Source organism: Mycobacterium sp. NGS57, from assembly GCF_059812405.1.
On record NZ_JCALCP010000001.1, the window covers coordinates 140,476 to 158,876 of the forward strand.

The window sequence follows — 18,401 nt, forward strand, 5'->3', positions numbered from 1 at the left end:
GGCCGCCTTTCAGACGATGGCCGAGGAGTCGAAGGCCTGGATTTCGGTGGTGTACGCGTCGCCGAGTTTCTTGATGGCGGCCAACGTGAGCAAGGCCTCGGTCTCGTCGATCTTGGCCATGGCGAACCCGACGTGGACCAGGACCCAGTCGTCGGGTGCGGGCGGGTCGCCGTCGAGCAGCCGCACGCTGATCGTGCGCTGCACGCCGCTCACGTCGACCTTTGCCAGGTGGTTTGCGGGGTCGGTGATCTCGACGATCCGGCCCGGAATCCCAAGGCACATGTCAGCACCCTCCTCTCGAGGAGAACTCAGCAGATTCGCGGCAACGGGTCCCCGACGAGCATGTCGACGATCCGGGTGCCGCCGAACCCGGTACGCAACACCACGGTTTCGGCCGGTTCGGTGACGATCTCCCCGACCTGTGCGGCGTCGGCGCCCAGCGGATGGGAGCGCAACGCGGCCAGCCCCGCGTCGGCCTCCGGCGGCGCGACGACGGCGACGAACTTGCCCTCGTTGGCGACGTAGAGCGGGTCGATGCCGAGCAGCTCGCACGCGCCGGTCACCATGGGCCGCACGGGCATTCGCTCCTCGTCGAGCAGCACCCCGAGGCCGCAGGCCTGGGCCAGCTCGTTGCACACCGTGCCCACCCCGCCGCGCGTCGCGTCGCGCATCCAGCGGGTCGACGGGGCGGCGGCCAGCAGCACTTCCACCAGCGGACTCAGGGAGGCGGTGTCGGAGGCGATGTCGGCCTCGATGGCCAGGTCGCCGCGGGCGAGCATGACGGCCATGCCGTGATCGCCGATCGACCCCGACAGCAGCACCTTGTCACCGGCGCACACCGCCTGCGGCGACAGCGCCCGTCCCGGCGGGATGACACCGGCCCCGGTGGTGGTGACGAACAACCCGTCGGCCGCGCCCCTGGGCACCACCTTGGTGTCGCCGGTGACGATCTGTACCCCCGCGGCGGCGGCCGCGGTCGCCATGTCGGCGACGATCTCCTTCAGTTCGGTGATCGGGAAACCCTCCTCGATCACGAACGCCGCGGCGATCCAGGACGGCACGGCGCCGGCCATCGCGAGGTCGTTGCAGGTGCCGTGGACGGCGAGTTCGCCGATCGACCCGCCGGGAAACCGCCTGGGCTGCACCACGAACGAGTCCGTGGACATGGCCAGGCGCTCTCCGCCGGGCATGTCCAGGACCGCGCCGTCGCCCAGAGACTCCAGCAGCGGGTTGCGGAAAGCCTCCACGAACACCGCGTCCACCAGCGCCGCCGACGCCTTGCCGCCGGCGCCGTGCGCGAGGGTGACGTGGTCGTCGAGCAACCGGGGGCGGCGCTTGCGGAACGACTCGATCCGCTCGATCACCTCGCCCTCGCCGAACCGTGGCCCCGACGACAGGTATTCGCCCGCCGGTGTGTTCATGCCGCCCCCAAAGTGCCGGTGCCGCCGAGCCGTTCGTGCACCATCAGCCACAGCTGGTAGCCCAGCAGCGCCTGGGATTCCTGAATGCGGTGCACGCTTTGCGAGCGAACGACGAAGCAGGCGTCCACGTTGGGGTTGTCGGCGAAGGCGCCGCCGTCGTAGCCGGCGAAACCCATGGTGTACAGGCCGCGTTGGCGCGCCTCGGCCAGCGCGGCCAGCAGGTTGGGCGAGCCGCCGCTGGTCGACATGGCGATCGCGACGTCGCCTACACGAGCCCGGGCGATCAGCTGACGGGCGAACACCAGCTCGAACCCCACGTCGTTGCCCAGCGCGGTCAGGATCGCCGGATCGGCGGTCAGGGGCCAGGCCGGCAGCGACCGGCCGACCGGCGGGCGGGCGAACAGGCTTGCCAGGGTGGTGGAATCGGTGCAGCTGCCGCCGTTTCCGAACGTGAACATCCGCCCGCCCGCCGCGAATCGGCGGGCCGTCTCGTCGGCGGCCACCCGCAGCAGGTCGGCGTTGGCCGCCAGGGTCGAGCGGCGCAACGCCAGGCTCTCGGCCGCCTTGGCCTGAGCCGAGGCCGCGAGGTCGGCCAGCAGCGCCTCGGGGTTGTCCTCCTGCGCGTCGATGAACGGGTACAGGAAATTGGTGGGTTCGTCGGTCATGAAGGGTCGCCCTCCTCGTCGCCGGGGCTCGATTGTGCCGCGCGGCTGATCGCCATGCCCGCATGCACCAGGACCAGATCGCCGGGCGCGACCGGGCCGACGAGTGTGGTGATCACGTTCTCGATACCCCGGCCGGTGCGTACCCTGGTTGTTCCGGGGGCCTGGCCGCCCTCGGGCGGGCCGACCACCTCGCCCAGGCGGCCCTCGTCGCTACAGGTGATGCAAACGGGTTCGGCCGCTTCGGGTTTCAGCAGCCCCGAGTGCTCGAAGCACACGTGGGTCAGCTCCCACAGCAGGTGGTAGAACAGCACGAAGCCGCCCGTCGCGGGCACCCGCGGGTCGGGATCGTCGAGCCACAGCACGTGGTCGGCCATCCCCGGCGCGGGCCGCTCGCCGCTGCCGATCCAGATCGTGGTGGCTCCCCAGGCCGGGCCGCGGCGCATCACCGAGCGCACCTCTGCGTCGGCTGCGCCGGAGACCGCGACCACGATGTCGCCGGGTCGCGCCGACACCCGCACGAGGTCCACCAGGTCGGGTCCGGTCAGCGCGACCGCCGGCAGCGCCCGCTTGCCCATGATCACCGGGTGCACGAACTCGACCGCGATGTGCAGCGCATGCGGCTCCCACGACGGCGCGATCGACCACATGGTCGCCCCCGCCGCGAACCGCTTGGCGAGTGTGAACGCGGTGGCGGCCAGGTCCTCGGCCAGCTCGGAGCCCAGCCCGCGGTCGATGGCCGTTACGCTCATCAGTCAGCCCCTTCCAAGCCCGTCAGCATCGAGATCACGGCCTGACCCAGCGCCAGGCCGCCGTCGTTCGGCGGGACGGTGTGATGGGTCAGCACCTCGAACCCGTTGCGCTGCAGCCGCGTCCGGCAGGCGCACAGCAGCAGGACGTTCTGGAAGACCCCGCCGGACAGGCCCACCAGCCGGATCGGCCCCGCCACCTGACCGACCACCCTGGCGACGGCGTCCGCGACGGCCTCGTGGAAGGCGGCGGCCAGCGCCGCGGGCGGTGTGCCGGCGTAGCGGGCCGCTACCAATGTCTGCACCATGGTGGCCGGATCGATCACCCCGTCGGAGCGCACGGTCAGCGGCAGCGACGGCCGGGTGCGCCGATCGCCCGAGGCCGATTCCGCGAGCGCCTCGAGCTCCATGGCGGCCTGGCCCTCGTAGTCGATGCGGTGGCGCACCCCGAGCAGGGAGGCGACGGCGTCGAACAGCCGGCCCATGCTCGAGCACGGCACACACCCGGTACCGCTTTCCAATTGCGAACGGGTGAGTCGCAATTCGTCCGGGGTCGCGGCGGCGACGGGCGCGAGGTCCGGGGTCCAGTCGATGCCGGCCGCCCACAAATGGGACAGCGCCATCCGCCACGGGTTGCGCACCGCGGCGTCGCCGCCCGGCAGCGGCACCGGCAACAGGTGGCCGACGCGGGCGAAGCGGTTGCTGTCGGTCCCGAGGGCGAGAACCTCACCGCCCCAGACGGTTTGGTCGCAGCCGTAGCCGGTACCGTCGAACGACACCCCGATGGCGGGTTCGCCGATGCGGCCGTGTTCGGCCAGCAGTGACACGACGTGCGCGTGGTGGTGCTGGACGAGATCCAGCGGCCGCTCGCCCGCGCGGCGCTCGGCCCAGCTGCGGGTGTGATAGCCGGGATGCAGGTCGGCGGCGACGCGCGCCGGCGTGCCCCGGATTTCGGTGAGCTGATCCACCGCGCGTTCGAACGCGCGCAGCGTCTCCCAGCTGGCCATGTCGCCGAGGTGGCCGGACAGGTAGGCGCGCGAGCCGTCGGTCAGGCAGCAGGTGTTCTTCAGCTCCCCGCCGACGGCCAGCACGCTCGGGCCCGACCGCCCGAGTTCGACCGGCAGCGGCGCGTAGCCGCGCGACCGCCGGATCGGCAGCTCCTCGCGGCCGACGACGCGCACCACGGAGTCGTCGCAGGGCACGTGAATCGGCCGGTCGTGGTCGAGCACCGCGTCACACAGCCCCGCAAGGCGCTGGGCGGCATCGGATTCGGTGTAGCAGATCGGCTCGCCGGAGCGGTTGGCGCTGGTGAGCACCAGCGCGTCGGGCGCTGTGACCGCGACGCCGGGCACGGGTGCCAGGAGCAGATGGTGGATGGGGGAGTACGGCAGCATCAGCCCGAGGCGGGGGCTGCCCGGCGCGACGTCGTCGGCGAGCGGCGCCATGTGGTCTCGGGGCAGCCGCCGCAGCAACACGATCGGGCGGGCCGGCCCCGACAGCACCGCGGCCTCGTCGGCGCCGACGCGCGCGTAGCGGCGCGCCACGCCCAGGTCGCGGACCAGCATGGCGAACGGCTTGGCGCCGCGCGCCTTGCGCGCGCGCAGCGCGCCGACGGCCGCGTCGTCGTCGACCGCGCAGGCCAGGTGGTAGCCGCCGATGCCCTTGATGGCGACGACGGCGCCGTCCGCCAGCGCGCGCTGAGTGGCCGCCAGCGCGGCGTCCGGGCCGCTCACCCGCCGGCCCGCCGACGAAAACCACAGCGACGGGCCGCAATCGGGGCAGGCGATCGGCTGCGCGTGGAATCGCCGATCGGCCGGATCGCGGTATTCGGCGGCGCACCGCTCGCACATCGCGAACGTCGCCATGGTGGTTGCCGGCCGGTCGTACGGCAACGTCCGGATGATGGTGAACCGCGGCCCGCAGTCGGTACAGCTGACAAACGGGTGCCGGTAACGCCGGTCGCGCGGGTCGAACAGCTCGCCGACGCAGTCGTCGCAGACCGCGATGTCGGGTGGAATCGGCGTTGTCGAAGCGCCCTCACCGGCGGGCGTCCGGCTTGCCACGATCCGGAAGACCCCACCGGACGCGTCCGCGGCGATGTCGGTGACGGTCACGTCCCCAATTCGGGCCAGCGGCGGCGCCTCGGCGCGCATCCGGCGACCGAACTCGTCCACTTGGGCGCGTTCGCCCTGCACCTCGAGAAAGACGGCGCCCGAATCGTTCCCGACGAACCCCGCCAGGCCCAGCTCGGTGGCGATCCGGTGGACGAACGGGCGAAAGCCGACCCCCTGGACAACACCGGTCACGGTGAAGCGCTGCCGGACCGTGTCGCGCGGCGGAGACACGGGGAGCAGCAAGGGGGCATGCGTCATCTCAACCGCCCCCCGGGCCGATCGTCGGGTCGGGCCCGCCCCGGCCCATCAGCTCGAGACCGGCCATTGCCTCCTCGGCCCCGGCCCGATCCGTCTTCTCGACCGCGAAACCCATGTGGATGATGACCCAGTCGCCCGGCGCGAACGTCTCGTCCGGCAACATGCCGACGTTGATTCTGCGCTGTTCGCCGGTGACGTCGACCAGTGCGAGCTGACCCTCGTAACCCTCCAACATCCGGATCACCTGACCGGGTATACCCAGGCACATGGCTTTCAGTACTCCTCTCGCGCGGGGGATGTTTGCAGCGCCGCGACTATTTCCTCGACGGCGCGCGCGGCGCGGGGGACGGCCCGGGCCACGGGCTCGGTGAGGCCGATGCCTTCCTCGACGCTGCCGGCCTCGCATCCGACGACGACCGTGTAGGGCGGGTTGCCGCCCAGGGCACGCAGGCTGGCGAAGACCGCGGCCGGATCCATGCTGTGGCCGTCGATACCGGGTGCGGCCGAATCCGATTCGTGATCGGCCTGGAAGACGTGCAACGTCCCCGGGTTGCCGCGGCTGGGCACGGCGTCGACGAGGACCAGCGTGTCCCAGCCCTCGAGCAGGTCGTAGGCCAGGTGCATGCCCCTGATGCCATAGTCGATGACGCGAACACTCGAATCGTCCCGCGGGATTTCGGCGTTGCGGACCACTTCGGAGCCGAACCCGTCGTCCCCCAGGAAGATATTGCCGATTCCGGCCACCAGGATGCGCGCTGTCATGGCCTTGCCACAGGCTCGCTACATCCGCCTCAGCTTCAGGTAGCGGCGAGCATCGGGCAGCGACACCAGCCCGAGCAACAGCGCCACCCCGACCCCCAACGCGACGATGGCGATGAACACCCAACCCAAGACTTCCATTTCGAACTCCTTTCACCTTGCGGCTTGTCCGGCTCCGAGCGGCTCTACTTCGTCGGGGGAGAAGTACAGATAGCGGCCGTACCAGTCGTGCAGGTCGGCGGCGGGGTCGTCGTCGACGACGACCCCGACATGCGTGTTGCCCTCCACGTCCTCGTGCACCGAGGTGACGCGGGCGGTCTTGCCCGCGACGAAGATGTCCTGCGCGTCGGCGTTGCGCCGGGGCCGCAGCCGGACGCGGCTGCCGCGGGCGACCCGTACCCCGTTCACCAGCACCGCGTCGATCTCGGGCCGGACGGCGTTGTCGGCCAGCGGATCCCACCAGTTGACACCCTCGGGGATCTCCGGGACGAGCCCTGCAACCCCGTGCGGATCGCGCAGCACGCCGTGCAGGCGCGTCATTGCCTCGGGCGACATCGCGTCGCACTCGTCGATGATCCGCGCGGCGCGCGCATCGGTGGCCCGGGCCTGCGCCTTCTCCTCGTCGGTCATCGTCATCACGCGCAGCGTGAGGATCTCGTCGATCTCCGTGCAGTCGTACAGGGCGGTGTTGCTCTGTTCGGCGACCTCGGGGTGGTCGTAGAGGATGATCGGCGAGATCAGCAGGATGTCGTCGTTGCCCGGCGGGCCGGCCAGCACGGGGAAGCAGCGGTGCTGGCCACACCGCGACGCCGCGTCGCTCGCGTCGGGGGGAGGTTCGAGCAGCGAAACGAACCGGCCGCCAACAGCTTCGGCGATGACGTGGGTTCCGATCATGGAACGCGCTATCGCATCGTCTCTGTCGCGCGCCGCGTCGCCGACGTTGCCGACCCGTATGGACACCCGGCACAGGTCGCCGTCGGGCTCGCTGCTCACCGCCAGTACGCCAAGCACCTCCCGGCGCTGCCGCACCAGGCGACCGCCGTCGAGGTATTCGATGTCGGTTGCCGGGTCCGCGATCAGCGGCAACGTGCAGGGTTCATCGTCTAAAGGAAGCGGGCCGAACGACAGTTCGCATTCGACCGCCTCGTCCCAGGTGAGCCACACCCCCGCCGGGGTGGCCAGCTCGTCGACGGGTTCGAACTCGCCGGGGGCGAACTCGCGCTCGGCGCGGCGGCGCTGCAGCTGCAGGAAGCGCACCGTCAGGGTTATCGCCTGCGCCGCGTCCACCAAGAACTGCGCCGCGAGGGTGTCGTCCTCGCCCATGCCGGCGTCTGCGGCGCCGGGCGGACCCAAAACGCCGAACTGCCAACGCGATTGATTCTTACTCGACGTGCCGCGGTACGGATAGAGCAAATAGCCCTCGTAGAGCACCGCGTCGGCGACGGCGTGGGCCCGGTCCCGGTTCGAGGCTTTGCGGGTCACCGCGCCACCTCCCGGTCCGTGTCCAGCAGCGCGGTGATCGTGTGGTCGAGGTCGAGCAGCCCTTGCGCCGACTTGTAGGCGGCCAGCGCCGCGATGGTTTCGTGACCGAGCCGCACCCAGCCGGCGTTCGGATAGTGCTGCGCGATCAGATCCCGCCAGACCGTCACCGGCATGTCGTAGCGGCACTCGCGGTCCCACGGCACCTGCTGGACGGAGAACCCGCGCTCGGACTTCACGAAAATCGTTCCGCTGAACAGGAACTGGAGCGGCAGCGCGCCGTCGCGCAGTGCGTGCAGGTACTTCGCGGCGGCGACCTCGAAGTCGTACGTGCAGTCCAGCGGGAGCGCCACCGCCGTGTTACCGGCGAACCCCGGCACCATCGCGGTGCAGTGCTGCCACAGGAAGGTCCGTTGGGTGCTCGCCCAGCGTTCGCGGGGTCCGAACAAGTCGAGCAGCCCGCCCGCTTCGTCGTCGGAGTAGGACCGGCGCAGCGGCTCGATCCGCACCTGGCAGCGCAGCGCGATGGCGTGCACGAAGGCCCCGACATCGGCCCCGCCGGTAGTCAGTCCGACGCGTGCGGTCAGCACCGGGCTCACGGCGTACGGTTCGGGCGCCACGTCGAGAACGGCGAAGCTCACCTCCACGTGCTCTGCGCTCATGGTGGCGTCTTCACTGCGCGGGCGGCGAGCTGGGAGAAGAAACCGTCGATGAACGCCCGGGCCTCCTGCCCACCGTCAAACCCGCGCCAGAGCATCCGCAGCCGGCCGACGAACTGGTAGCAGGCGTCGATCGGGACGAGATAGCTTTCCGGCTCGGCATTTTCGGCGTCATCGCCGTCAGGCATCCGGACCAGCAGGGCCTCGACGTCGTCGGCGAGCAGGCCCACCCGGGTGTCGGCGCCGGCGACGGCGTTCCAGGCATCCAGATCGAGTTCGGATTCGGTCGCGCCGGCGGGCCCGGGGTAGAAGGCGACGGTGCGCCCGAGCGCGGAGTTGGTGAAGAAGAACGCCACGCCGACCGGAATCTGGAGCGCCTCCCATGCACGGCGGTCCAGCACGAAATCCCCAAAGGCCAGGTACCGGTCCGGCACCGACCGGTAGCGCAGGTCGGCGGCGCGATCGGTGAACAGCAGATAGCAGGCCCGGCAGACGCACATCAGCTGTCGGCCGGACACGTTCACGACGTGCTGGTGCTCGTCGGGAATCGATTCGGAGCACATCTCGCAGCGTTCGCCGGCCGCCGGTGGGGCGCGCCTATCGCTGGTGATGCGTGCCAACACGTCATAGGGGCTGCTCATGCCGGGGCGCCCATCGGTTCGGCCAGCGCTACCGATGGCACTCCGTCGCGAAGCAGCAGGGGCAGCGGCTCGAGGTGGGTCCCGTCGGGACCGGCACCGGCGTGCACGATGTCGAATTGCGTGCCGCAGCGCGGGCAGCCCAGCAGCGTCTCGCGCAGTTGTGCACCCGCCAACGAGTCGGCACACACCGGACAGTGGTCGCGGTAGGCCAGCGGCAGGTCGCCAACTCTGCATACCAGCAGCGGGGTGCCCGCAACCAGGAACCCCGCCACCTCGCCGGGGCCCAGGTCGCCGACCTCGGGTACGCGGTACCAGCCGGCGGCGTGCCCATTCGACTTCACATGCGCCATCAGCGATTCGGCGGGGATCACGCTGGCGGCGGCCTTCTCGGCCGAGGCGGCGACCACCTCGATCGACGAGATCTCCGGCGCGGCCGCGCGGACGGCGTCCTCGACCGCCAGCTCCAGCGTCACCGCCGAGGACGGACAGCTCTTGCAGCTTCCCTTGAACGCGAGTCGCACGGTGCCATCGTCGATCTCGAGCAGATCGACGTCGCCGCCGTGGGAGCCCAGGTAGGGCCGGACCCGGTCCAGCGCGTCGGACACCCGCCGGTGCACGTCGTGCGGATGCAGGCCGTGGACCAGGAGCAGACTGGCCACCAGGTCGTCGGTGGCCAGCCGCTCGGCTAACCCGGTCTCGCCGGCTTGCATGATCCGCTCCAGCGCGGCCCCGTAGAGCTCGACCACCTCGCGGACCAACCGCTGGGCTCGTTCGTGGGCGGCGGGCCCATTCGCCGCGCAGGAATCCAGCAGTGTCTGGATCCGATCGCCCGCTGCACGCCACTGTGTGTCGCTGTCGGGGTCCTCCAACCGGCTCGTCGGGCGATCAGCCATGCGTCACTCCCCGGCGGGTGACTGCGTTGGCGTGTGCAGTCTCTCGAGGGTCTTGCCCTTTCCGAGATACATGTGCACGCCGCACGGCAGGCACGGGTCGAAGCTGCGCACCGTGCGCATGACGTCGATGCCCTTGAAGTTGTCGCGCGAATTCTCCTCGAAGATCGGCTGACCCTGCACCGCATCCTCGTATGGTCCCGGCGTGCCGTAGCTGTCGCGCGGGTTGGCGTTCCACGGGGTGGGCGGGTACGGGTGATAGTTGGCGATCTTGCCGTCCCGGATCACCATGTGGTGGCTGAGCACACCGCGCACCGCTTCGGTAAAGCCGCAGCCGATGGCCTCGTCGGGCACCTCGAACTTCTCCCATGTCTTCGTACGTCCAGCACGGATTTCGGCCAGTGCCTTTTCGCAGAAGTGCAGCGCGCACGCGGCCGCGTAGGCCTGGAAGTAGGTGCGGGCCCGGTCGCGTTCGATCGTGTTGCTGCCATGCCGGGGGATCTTCCACTCCAATTCCACCGCAGGTTTCAAAGCGGTCTTCGGCAGGTTGATCTTGACGCTGTTGCCGGTCGCCCGCACATAGCCGATGTCGACCAGCCCGGCCAGCGCCGTCGCCCACAAGCGGGCCAGCGGTCCGCCACCCGTGTCCAGCGCCAGGTGATCCTGGCCGTCGAACCAGCGCGGCGACATCACCCAGCTGTATTTGCCGCCCTCCAAATCCCGCTTCTGCGGGTGCGGGTTGGTGTGCTGGTTCCACGGATGGCGCCGGTCCACCGTATTGCCGAGCGGGTCGGTCTTGACGAACATTTCCTGATCGGTCCAGTCGTCGTAATACGAACTGCCCAAAAGGATCCGGATGCCGAGGTTGATGTCCACCAGCGAGTGGGTGACGAGCTTTCCGTCGACCACCACGCCGGGCGTGACGAACATCGCGTTGCCCCACCGCTCCATGTCCTTGTACTCGAAGTTGCAGACCTCGGGATCCTGGAAGGAGCCCCAGCAACCGAGCAGGGTGCGGCGCAAACCGACCTTCTCGTAGCCGGGCAGCGCCTCGTAGAAGAAGTCGAACAGGTCGTCGTGCATCGGCACGACCTTCTTCATGAACTCGACGTAACGCATCAACCGCGTCATGTAATCGGTCATCAGCTGAACGGTCGCCACGGTCCCGACCCCGCCGGGGTAGAGCGTGGACGGGTGCACGTGGCGACCCTCCATGAGGCAGAACATTTCTCGCGTCCAGCGGCTGACCGCCAGGGCCTCGCGGTAGAACTCACCGCTGAACGGGTTGAGCGAGCGCATGATGTCGGCGATCGTCCGGTAGCCGTGTGCGTCTGCGTGTGGCGCGGGTGTTTTCTCCGCCAATGACAGGACACTCGGGTTGGTCTCGGAGACCATTTTCTCGCAGAAGTCCACCCCGACCAGGTTCTCCTGGAAGATGTTGTGGTCGAACATGTATTCCGCCGCCTCGCCGAGGTTGACGATCCACTCACCGAGGTGCGGCGGCTTGACCCCGTATGCCATGTTCTGCGCGTAGCACGAACAGGTGGCGTGGTTGTCGCCGCAGATGCCGCAGATGCGGCTGGTGATGAAGTGGGCGTCGCGCGGATCCTTGCCCTTCATGAAAATCGAGTAGCCGCGGAAGATCGACGAGGTGCTGTGGCACTCGACGACCTCCTTGTTCTCGAAATCGATCTTGGTGTAGATGCCGAGGCTGCCCACGATCCTGGTGATCGGGTCCCAGGCCATTTCGACGAGTTGACCGGGTTCACGCTTCGCGGTGGTCGGCTCGGGGACAATAGTTGTCATCGAAGTCTCGCTGTCTGAGTTGAGAAGGGGATCCCAATCGGGACCTACCAGGTGCGGCGGGCCCCGGTGGTGAGTTTGTCGCCGTTGTGGCGCCAGCGCGGCTCCTTGTCCAGCGTGCGGTTGGTGATGCCGCGCAGGTTGCGGATCACCGATCCGTAGAGGCCCGACGCGGCCGTGGACACCTTGCCGCCCGGCGGCTCGTCCATGAAGGGCATGAACTTGTCGGGGAACCCCGGCATCGTGCATCCGATGCAGATGCCGCCGACATTCGGGCATCCGCCGATGCCGTTGATCCACCCGCGCTTGGGCACGTTACATTTCACGACCGGACCCCAGCAGCCAAGCTTGACAATGCATTTCGGTGATCCGTACTCGGTGGCGAAGTCGCCCTGCTCGTAGTAGCCGGCCCGGTCGCACCCCTCGTGCACGGTGGCGCCGAATAGCCAGGTGGGGCGCAACGCGTCGTCGAGCGGGATCATCGGCGCCTGCCCGGTCGCCATGTACAGCAGATACGTCAGCGTCTCCGCCAGGTTGTCCGGATGGATCGGGCACCCCGGAACGCAGACGATCGGGATGCCGGCCTTGCTCTTCCAATCCCAGCCGAGGTAGTCGGGAACGCCCATTGCGCCAGTCGGATTGCCGGCCATCGCGTGGATGCCGCCGTACGTGGCGCAGGTCCCGACCGCGACGATCGCGGTCGCCTTGGGCGCCAACCGGTCGAGCCACTCGCTGGTGGTCATCGGCTGGCCGGTGGCCGGGTCGTTGCCGAACCCGCACCAGTAGCCCTCGTCCTTGATCTTCTCGTTGGGAATCGATCCCTCGACCACGAGCACGAATGGCTCGAGCTCGCCGCGATCGGCTCTGAAAAACCACTCGAGGAAGTCGTCCGCCCCCCCGCTGGGTCCACATTCGAAATCGATCAGGGGCCAATGCACGGCGACCTTCGGTAAGCCCGGAAGCGCCCCGAGTGCTATCTCCTCGACGCTGGGCTGGGTGGCAGCAGTCAACGCCACCGAATCGCCGTCACAACTCAGCCCCGCATTAATCCAGAGAACATGGATCAATGTTTCTTCTGCTTTGACTGCCGCGTCGGTCGGCATGCTGCAGCTTTCCGGAGCCGGGTGCTACGCTCCTACGCCACCGGAGTCGACCGTCGGCCCACTTGCGCGGCGCTGTTTTTCGGTCTACGCCTGCGGTCAACCGTTGTCAACGGCTCCCCTTTTCAGGGCAACTGAACAGATGTTGCATAGCCCCTCCCGGTGAGGCCATTCGCACTGCGCGACAGGCGATTTCGGCGGATTCGCGCGGACCGCGATGAACCGGTGAGCCGCGATGAACCCGGCCTCCCGCACCGGCTGTCCTGCGAGGCGTTTGCAGGAGTGACCGGCAGGCCGGGCGGGCTCAGGCTCGCGTTTCGTTGGCGAACCGCCGCAGCCAGCCGAACCAAGCGGCCATGCCGGCGCCGGTGCGCGCGCTGACCGGCAGGATCGTCGCGGTCGAATTGACCTGCCGAACGTGGCCGATGTACGCGTCCACCTCGACGTCCAGATGGGGAACAAGATCAATCTTGTTCAGGAGCACCACATCAACAGATCTGAACATGACCGGGTACTTCAGCGGCTTGTCCTCGCCCTCGGTGACCGAGTAGACCATCGCCTTGGCGTGCTCACCGACGTCGAACTCCGCCGGACACACCAGGTTGCCGACGTTCTCGATGATCACCAGGTCCAGGGTGGCCAGGTCGAGGCCGGGCAGCGCACGGTTGACCATCGGCGCGTCGAGATGGCATTCGCCGCCAAACCCGTTGCTGGTATTTAGCAGTGACACCTGAGCGCCGCGACCGCTGAGCTTCACCGCGTCCAGATCCGTGGCGATGTCGCCTTCGATCACACCGATCGCGAACTCGCCGGCGAGCTCGTCGAGCGTTGCCGCGAGGATGCTCGTCTTCCCCGATCCCGGTGAGCTCATCAGGTTCAGCGTGCGGATCCCGTTGCGCTCGAATGCCGCCCGGTTGACATCGGCGAGAACGTCGTTTTCGGCGAAGATCGCCTCCAGCACATCGATGCGCTGCGTGCCGGTCTGGTAGTGGCTGTGGTCCCCGTGGTCGTGCTCATGCTCGTGCTCGGGCACGGCTTTTTCGTCGTGCGGGTCGTGGCGATGAAATCTACCCATGATCAAATCCGTCCAGGTGGAGCATGTTTCAAGAGAGATCTGGTCACGAGACATCCATCGACGTCACCAGGAATTCGTTGCCGTGCAGCACATCGACGTCGGAGCTGTCGCAGCGCGGGCACCAAATCGACCAGGCCGACGTGATTTCGGATTGGCGGCCGCACGAGCGGCATCTCACCTCGGCGCGCACGCACTCGAGTTGCAGCTCGGCGTCCGGCATGTCCTCGAACTCGCGGACCAACGTCCAGCAGAACGACAGCGACTCCGGGACCACCTGCCGCAACGCCCCGATCCGGACGCGCACCACGTCGACGTGGCGGCCGTCGGCATGTGTCTTGACCATGCCGGCGATCGCTTCGCACAGCGACAGCTCGTGCATGGCATTTGTTCTACCCCCAAAAGCGGGTCTGCACCCAACACCGGGTGCGCCGCGAACCGCCGGATCGCGGGCTGGATAGAGCCTGGATAGAGCCTGGATAGAGCTACGTCGCGGTGTCGGCCCCGACGGGGGCCCACTTTTCCTCGATGCGGCCGTAGCGCCAGACCAGCACGGCGACCGCCCAGGTGGCGGCGAAAATCCCGACGACGACGAAGCCGACGGTGTTGAGGTCCAGGCCGCCCACCCACTGCCAGAACGGGCCCTGCCAGCCCAGCTGCCCGGCGAACAACCCGAGCAGCTCGACGGTGCCGATCAACACCGCGACGACCACCGACAGTCCGGTGATGGTGATGTTGTAGTAGATCTTGCGCACCGGGTTGGAGAAGGCCCAGCCGTAGGCGAAGTTCATGAACGAGCCGTCGATGGTGTCCAACAGGCACATCCCGGCGGTGAACAGCACCGGCAGGCACAGGATCGCGTACCAGGGCAGGCCGGCGGCCGCGCTGGTGCCCGCCAGCACCAGCAGCGCGATCTCGGTGGCGGTGTCGAAACCCAGCCCGAACAACAGCCCGACGGGGTACACGTGCCAGGACTTGGTGATCGATTTGGTGAAGCGGCCGAGGAACCGGTTGATCAGGCCGCGGTTTTGCAGCTGCCGTTCCAGTTGGGTCTCGTCATAGTCGCCGCGGCGCAGTCGCGCGAAGACGCGGAGAATGCCGACCAGGACGATGACGTTGAGGAAGGCGATCAGATAGAGGAAGACGCCCGAGACGCTGGTGCCGATGAGGCCGGTGTAGTGATGCAGGGCCGACGAGTCGTCCTCGACGGGTCCGACGATCGTCTTGACCCCGGTCACCAGCAGCAGCGCCAGCGCGAAGACCACCGTGGAGTGGCCCAGCGAGAAGAAGAAGCCGACGGCGAGGGGGCGCTGCCCGTCGCTCATCAGCTTGCGGGTGGTGTTGTCGATGGCGGCGATGTGGTCGGCGTCGAAGGCGTGCCGCATGCCCAGGGTGTAGGCCGTCAGCCCGACGCCGATGCCAAACGCCTTGCCGCCCAGGCTGAGTCGCTGTGGGTCCACGATCCACGCCAGGGTGCCCCAGCCGATCAGATGCAGCGCGACGATCACCGCGGCCATCGCTCCCAGCCGCCACCACTCCGCCGGGGTCAGGAAACCGCGAAGTCTCGTCACTGGTGACGGCCGCCAGTCGGTCTCGGTGCTGACCACCGGCACGACATTAGGGCGCGCCGCGCGCCAAATGCAAGCCGATTGCAGGAGGCGGCGCGCCGAGTTGGCGCGAAAAACTGGCAATCCCCGCTATCGGGCGGGACACTGAACGGGTGACCAGCAAGGCGCCCGTGTTGGACCCGGCGGTCGCCGAACGCCTCGGCGATTTCCTCCGGGCCCGCGGGTTGCGGCGCATGGCGTCGCGGATCCAGGTGCTGGCCGTGCTCGAGCCGGTCAACGGCCACCTGCCGGTGGCGGAGATCCATCAGCGGGTGCGCGCGTGCCTGCCGCCCGGCACCCAGCCGCCCGACATGGCGACCATCTACCGCACGGTGACCACGCTCGTCGACCAGGGGGTGCTGCACGCGCTGACCCTCGACGGCGGCGTCACCACCTACGGGCTGGCCACCGCCCCCCACCACCACGCCGTGTGTACGCAGTGCGCCTCGATCATCGAGGTACCCGCCCGCCAGCTGAGCTCGGCGCTCGAGCACGCGATGGCGGGCAGTTCGTTCGCGCTGTCGGAGGCGGCGGGCCTGACCCTGCGTGGCCTGTGCCCGCAATGCCAGCGCGGCTGACGCGGACTACCGGCCGTCTTTCGTCTTCCGTCGAGTGTGAATTCAGGGCTTTCGCCGTGAGCCAAGGGCGGAAATCCGGCCCGAATCCCGCCCTACGCGCACACTGAAAGCCACAACTTCACACTCAGCGCCACAGCTTCACACTCGATCAGCGTCAGCGCAGCCCCAGTAGCGCGTTCTCGATCACCTCGGGCAGCGCCGGGTGGATCCAGTACTGGCCGCGCGCCATTTCCGCGGCGGTCAGCCCGAAGCTCATCGCCTGGATCAGGGGCTGGATGATCGACGACGCCTGGTGGCCCATGATGTGGGCGCCCAGCAGGCATCCGCTGTTGCGCTCGCCGATGAGTTTGACGACTCCGGTGGTGTCCTCCATCGCCCAGCCGTAGGCGACGTCGCCGTAGCTTTGCACCGCGACCGTGATGTCGAATCCGCGTGCGATGGCCTGATTTTCGGTCAGGCCGACGCTGGCCAGCTGGGGGTCGGTGAACACCGCCGCCGGCACGAAGCGGTGGTCGGTGACGGCCATGGACTGGGTGTCGTCCCAGTCGCAGAGCAGGTTGTGCTGCACGACGCGGGCCTCGTGGTTGGCGACGTGCTTGAGCTGATACGGCGACGAGACGTCCCCGAGCGCGAAAACGCCGCGCGCCGAGGTGCGTTGGTACCGGTCGACCGCCACCCGGCCGTTCGCGACGTCGATCCCGGCCTGCTCGGCGTCCAGCAGGTCGGCGTTGGACAACCGGCCGGTCGCCACCAGCAGCAGATCGGCATCGACCGTGGAGCCGTCGTCGAGCTCGAGCGTGACGCCCGAGCCGCGGTTGGCGGCGCGCGCGACGGTGCGGTGGGTGCGCAGTTCCCACTTGGTTGCCGCGATGCGCGTGAAGCGTTCGCAGATGGTGTCGTCGCAGTGCCGCAGCATGCGGCTGCCCCGGATCACCAGCGTGACCCGCGAACCCAGCGCGGCAAAGACGTGCGCGAATTCCGCTGCCACAAAGCCGCTTCCGACGATCACGATGTGCTCGGGCAACTCGGCGATCCGCATGATGGTGTCGCTGGTGTGGTAGTTCACGCCCGACGCCAGGATCGCCGGCGGTACCACCGCCCGCGAGCCCGCGGCGATCACCACCTGATCGGCGGTGAATTCCTCCCCGGCCTCGGTGCGCAACAGGTAGCGCCCATCGGGTTGCACGGGCCCGAAGCGGGTGTGCGCGCCGTACACGTCGACGTTGGGCGCGCTGCGCCGGTAGTCCTCGCCGCTGAGGGCGATGGGGTCGATCCGCCCGAAGACGCGCGAGACGATGTCGCCCCAGCGCACCCGGTCGATGTGCGCGTCGACGCCGTAGCGCGACGCGCCCCGGATGGTCGCGGCGACCTCGGCCGCATAGACGAACATCTTCGTCGGGATGCACCCGACGTTCAGGCAAGTGCCCCCGAACGTGCCCTGCTCGCAGATGGCCGCGCGCTTGCCGGCGTAACGATCGTCGAGAATGCTGTTGCCCGAACCGGTTCCGATGATGGCGATGTCGTAGGTTTCCATCGGCGGGCCCTCACCCCTTCCCCGAGGATGCCGGCGTGCTTTCGGCGCCGAGGTAGTCGTCCAGCCACATGTCCAGTTGGCGATAGGCGATATCCCGCGGTCGCGGCAGCGACAGGAACACGTCGTGTTTGGCGTCGGGCACGACGACGACGGTGGTGCGATTCCCGATGCGGCCGGCCCACTTGGCGATCTGGGTCACGTCGAGAACCGCGTCGCCGCTTTGCATCGACGCAGGGTCCGCGGTTTCGCGCACGCTGTGATCCGAACGCAGGATCAGATTCGGCACCCCGACGTCGAGCCCGCGGTGCAGCCTGGCCTGGCCGCGGCGTACGGCGTGCACCCAGCCGACGGTGATCGGGAAGCCGCCCACGGGTTTCCATCTCAGGTCGTAGTCGAACTCGCCCTGGTAGTCGCGGTGCAGGGTGGTGCCGTAGCCACCTTCGGTGGGGGCCCGCAGCACGCGTCTGGGCCACGCCCGCGACAGCCCCGCGATCAGCGCCGACGTGACGAAGGTGCGCAGGACCGCCGGGCCGTGCAGATCCAGGAACGGGCTGTTGAGCACCAGGCCGCGCACGCCGGCGTGGGCGGCGGGATCGCGCCGGCGCAACCGGTCCAGCCACAGCGACACGATGAGACCGCCGGAGGAGTGCCCGTAGACGACAACCCGGCCCGGCGCCTCCTCGCGGACGGCCGACAGCGCGTGTCCGAGTTCGGCGTCGTAGTGGGCGAGGTCGGTGATGAAGTGCGGGGTCTGCCCGTCGCGCCGCGAGCGGCCGCACTTCTGTAGGTCCAGCGCGTAGAACGCAAAGCCCCGCCCGGCGAAGTGATCGGCCAGCGCGGTGTTGAAGAAGTAGTCGGTGTAGCCGTGCACGGCCAGGACGGCGCGGTGTCCGGGCCCGGCGGACTCGCCGCGGCGGATCAGCGTTGCCGCGATGTCCCCCTCGCCGGCGGGATCGGGGCCGAGGTCGATGGTGCGCTGCCAGTATCCCGGCAGCACGTCGGGCACCCAGCCAGTCACGGGGCCAGCTTAAAGGTTTTGCTGGTGGCCGGGGGCCGCACGCCGCAAGCGCCGGCG

General features: G+C 68.8%; 20 protein-coding genes. 1 reads left to right on the forward strand and 19 read right to left on the reverse strand.

The window, feature by feature from the left end; translation table 11 throughout:
* Positions 1-9: 9 nt before the first annotated feature.
* The 17 genes from AC5Y43_RS00680 to nicT all read right to left on the reverse strand — a co-directional run bounded on the left by AC5Y43_RS00680 (position 10) and on the right by nicT (position 15,214).
* Positions 10-282, reverse strand: a complete 273-nt coding sequence (locus AC5Y43_RS00680; protein WP_499968261.1) for a HypC/HybG/HupF family hydrogenase formation chaperone — start codon at positions 280-282, stop codon at positions 10-12.
* A 26-nt stretch (positions 283-308) separates the two neighbouring features.
* The gene (hypE, locus tag AC5Y43_RS00685; protein ID WP_499968263.1) at positions 309-1,421 is read right to left on the reverse strand and encodes a hydrogenase expression/formation protein HypE; all 1,113 of its coding nucleotides are present in this window, start codon (positions 1,419-1,421) and stop codon (positions 309-311) included.
* Entirely contained in the window at positions 1,418-2,086 is a 669-nt protein-coding gene (locus tag AC5Y43_RS00690) for a D-sedoheptulose-7-phosphate isomerase (protein WP_499968265.1), read from the reverse strand. The genes hypE and AC5Y43_RS00690 overlap by 4 nt, the downstream gene beginning before the upstream one ends.
* On the reverse strand, positions 2,083-2,835 hold the full coding sequence (locus AC5Y43_RS00695; RefSeq protein WP_499968267.1) for a hydrogenase assembly protein HupF: 753 nt from the start codon (positions 2,833-2,835) through the stop codon (positions 2,083-2,085). Before AC5Y43_RS00695 ends, AC5Y43_RS00690 begins: the two co-directional genes overlap by 4 nt.
* Positions 2,835-5,204 (reverse strand): carbamoyltransferase HypF, encoded by a 2,370-nt coding sequence (gene hypF / locus AC5Y43_RS00700; protein ID WP_499968269.1) that lies wholly within the window; start codon positions 5,202-5,204, stop codon positions 2,835-2,837. Before hypF ends, AC5Y43_RS00695 begins: the two co-directional genes overlap by 1 nt.
* A 1-nt stretch (position 5,205) precedes the next feature.
* Positions 5,206-5,472, reverse strand: a complete 267-nt coding sequence (locus AC5Y43_RS00705) for a HypC/HybG/HupF family hydrogenase formation chaperone (RefSeq protein WP_499968271.1) — start codon at positions 5,470-5,472, stop codon at positions 5,206-5,208.
* Between the two features lie 5 nt (positions 5,473-5,477).
* Positions 5,478-5,966, reverse strand: a complete 489-nt coding sequence (locus AC5Y43_RS00710) for a hydrogenase maturation protease (protein ID WP_499968273.1) — start codon at positions 5,964-5,966, stop codon at positions 5,478-5,480.
* A gap of 18 nt (positions 5,967-5,984) precedes the next feature.
* The gene (locus AC5Y43_RS00715) at positions 5,985-6,104 is read right to left on the reverse strand and encodes a DUF6893 family small protein (protein ID WP_499968275.1); all 120 of its coding nucleotides are present in this window, start codon (positions 6,102-6,104) and stop codon (positions 5,985-5,987) included.
* A 12-nt stretch (positions 6,105-6,116) separates the two neighbouring features.
* Positions 6,117-7,445: a hypothetical protein gene (locus AC5Y43_RS00720; protein ID WP_499968277.1), complete on the reverse strand. Its 1,329-nt coding sequence runs from the start codon at positions 7,443-7,445 to the stop codon at positions 6,117-6,119.
* Positions 7,442-8,104 (reverse strand): DUF6084 family protein, encoded by a 663-nt coding sequence (locus tag AC5Y43_RS00725; RefSeq protein ID WP_499968279.1) that lies wholly within the window; start codon positions 8,102-8,104, stop codon positions 7,442-7,444. The genes AC5Y43_RS00720 and AC5Y43_RS00725 overlap by 4 nt, the downstream gene beginning before the upstream one ends.
* Positions 8,101-8,742 carry a DUF5947 family protein gene (locus AC5Y43_RS00730; RefSeq protein WP_499968281.1) on the reverse strand — a complete coding sequence of 214 codons (642 nt, stop codon included), beginning with the start codon at positions 8,740-8,742 and terminating at the stop codon, positions 8,101-8,103. Before AC5Y43_RS00730 ends, AC5Y43_RS00725 begins: the two co-directional genes overlap by 4 nt.
* Positions 8,739-9,635, reverse strand: coding sequence for a NifU family protein (locus AC5Y43_RS00735; RefSeq protein ID WP_499968283.1), 897 nt, complete (start codon positions 9,633-9,635; stop codon positions 8,739-8,741). The genes AC5Y43_RS00730 and AC5Y43_RS00735 overlap by 4 nt, the downstream gene beginning before the upstream one ends.
* 3 nt (positions 9,636-9,638) lie before the next feature.
* The gene (locus tag AC5Y43_RS00740) at positions 9,639-11,438 is read right to left on the reverse strand and encodes a nickel-dependent hydrogenase large subunit (protein WP_499968285.1); all 1,800 of its coding nucleotides are present in this window, start codon (positions 11,436-11,438) and stop codon (positions 9,639-9,641) included.
* Positions 11,439-11,482: 44 nt separating this feature from the next.
* Complete coding sequence (locus AC5Y43_RS00745) at positions 11,483-12,538, reverse strand: NADH-quinone oxidoreductase subunit B family protein (protein ID WP_499968287.1); 1,056 nt, start codon at positions 12,536-12,538, stop codon at positions 11,483-11,485.
* A 301-nt stretch (positions 12,539-12,839) separates the two neighbouring features.
* The gene (gene hypB / locus AC5Y43_RS00750; RefSeq protein WP_499968289.1) at positions 12,840-13,610 is read right to left on the reverse strand and encodes a hydrogenase nickel incorporation protein HypB; all 771 of its coding nucleotides are present in this window, start codon (positions 13,608-13,610) and stop codon (positions 12,840-12,842) included.
* A gap of 43 nt (positions 13,611-13,653) precedes the next feature.
* On the reverse strand, positions 13,654-13,989 hold the full coding sequence (locus AC5Y43_RS00755) for a hydrogenase maturation nickel metallochaperone HypA (protein ID WP_499968291.1): 336 nt from the start codon (positions 13,987-13,989) through the stop codon (positions 13,654-13,656).
* A gap of 103 nt (positions 13,990-14,092) precedes the next feature.
* Complete coding sequence (gene nicT / locus AC5Y43_RS00760) at positions 14,093-15,214, reverse strand: Nickel transporter NicT (RefSeq protein WP_499968293.1); 1,122 nt, start codon at positions 15,212-15,214, stop codon at positions 14,093-14,095.
* Positions 15,215-15,327: 113 nt separating this feature from the next.
* On the opposite strand from nicT, the gene AC5Y43_RS00765 reads away from it, so the two are divergent.
* Complete coding sequence (locus AC5Y43_RS00765) at positions 15,328-15,792, forward strand: Fur family transcriptional regulator (protein WP_499968295.1); 465 nt, start codon at positions 15,328-15,330, stop codon at positions 15,790-15,792.
* 154 nt (positions 15,793-15,946) lie between these two features.
* Here AC5Y43_RS00765 and mtr read toward each other — a convergent pair whose 3' ends face one another.
* Both mtr and AC5Y43_RS00775 read right to left on the reverse strand, forming a co-directional pair.
* A complete protein-coding gene (mtr, locus tag AC5Y43_RS00770; protein ID WP_499968297.1) occupies positions 15,947-17,326 on the reverse strand; it encodes a mycothione reductase in 1,380 nt (459 codons plus the stop codon).
* 10 nt (positions 17,327-17,336) lie between these two features.
* Positions 17,337-18,344 (reverse strand): alpha/beta hydrolase, encoded by a 1,008-nt coding sequence (locus AC5Y43_RS00775; RefSeq protein ID WP_499968299.1) that lies wholly within the window; start codon positions 18,342-18,344, stop codon positions 17,337-17,339.
* Between the last annotated feature and the right edge of the window lie 57 nt (positions 18,345-18,401).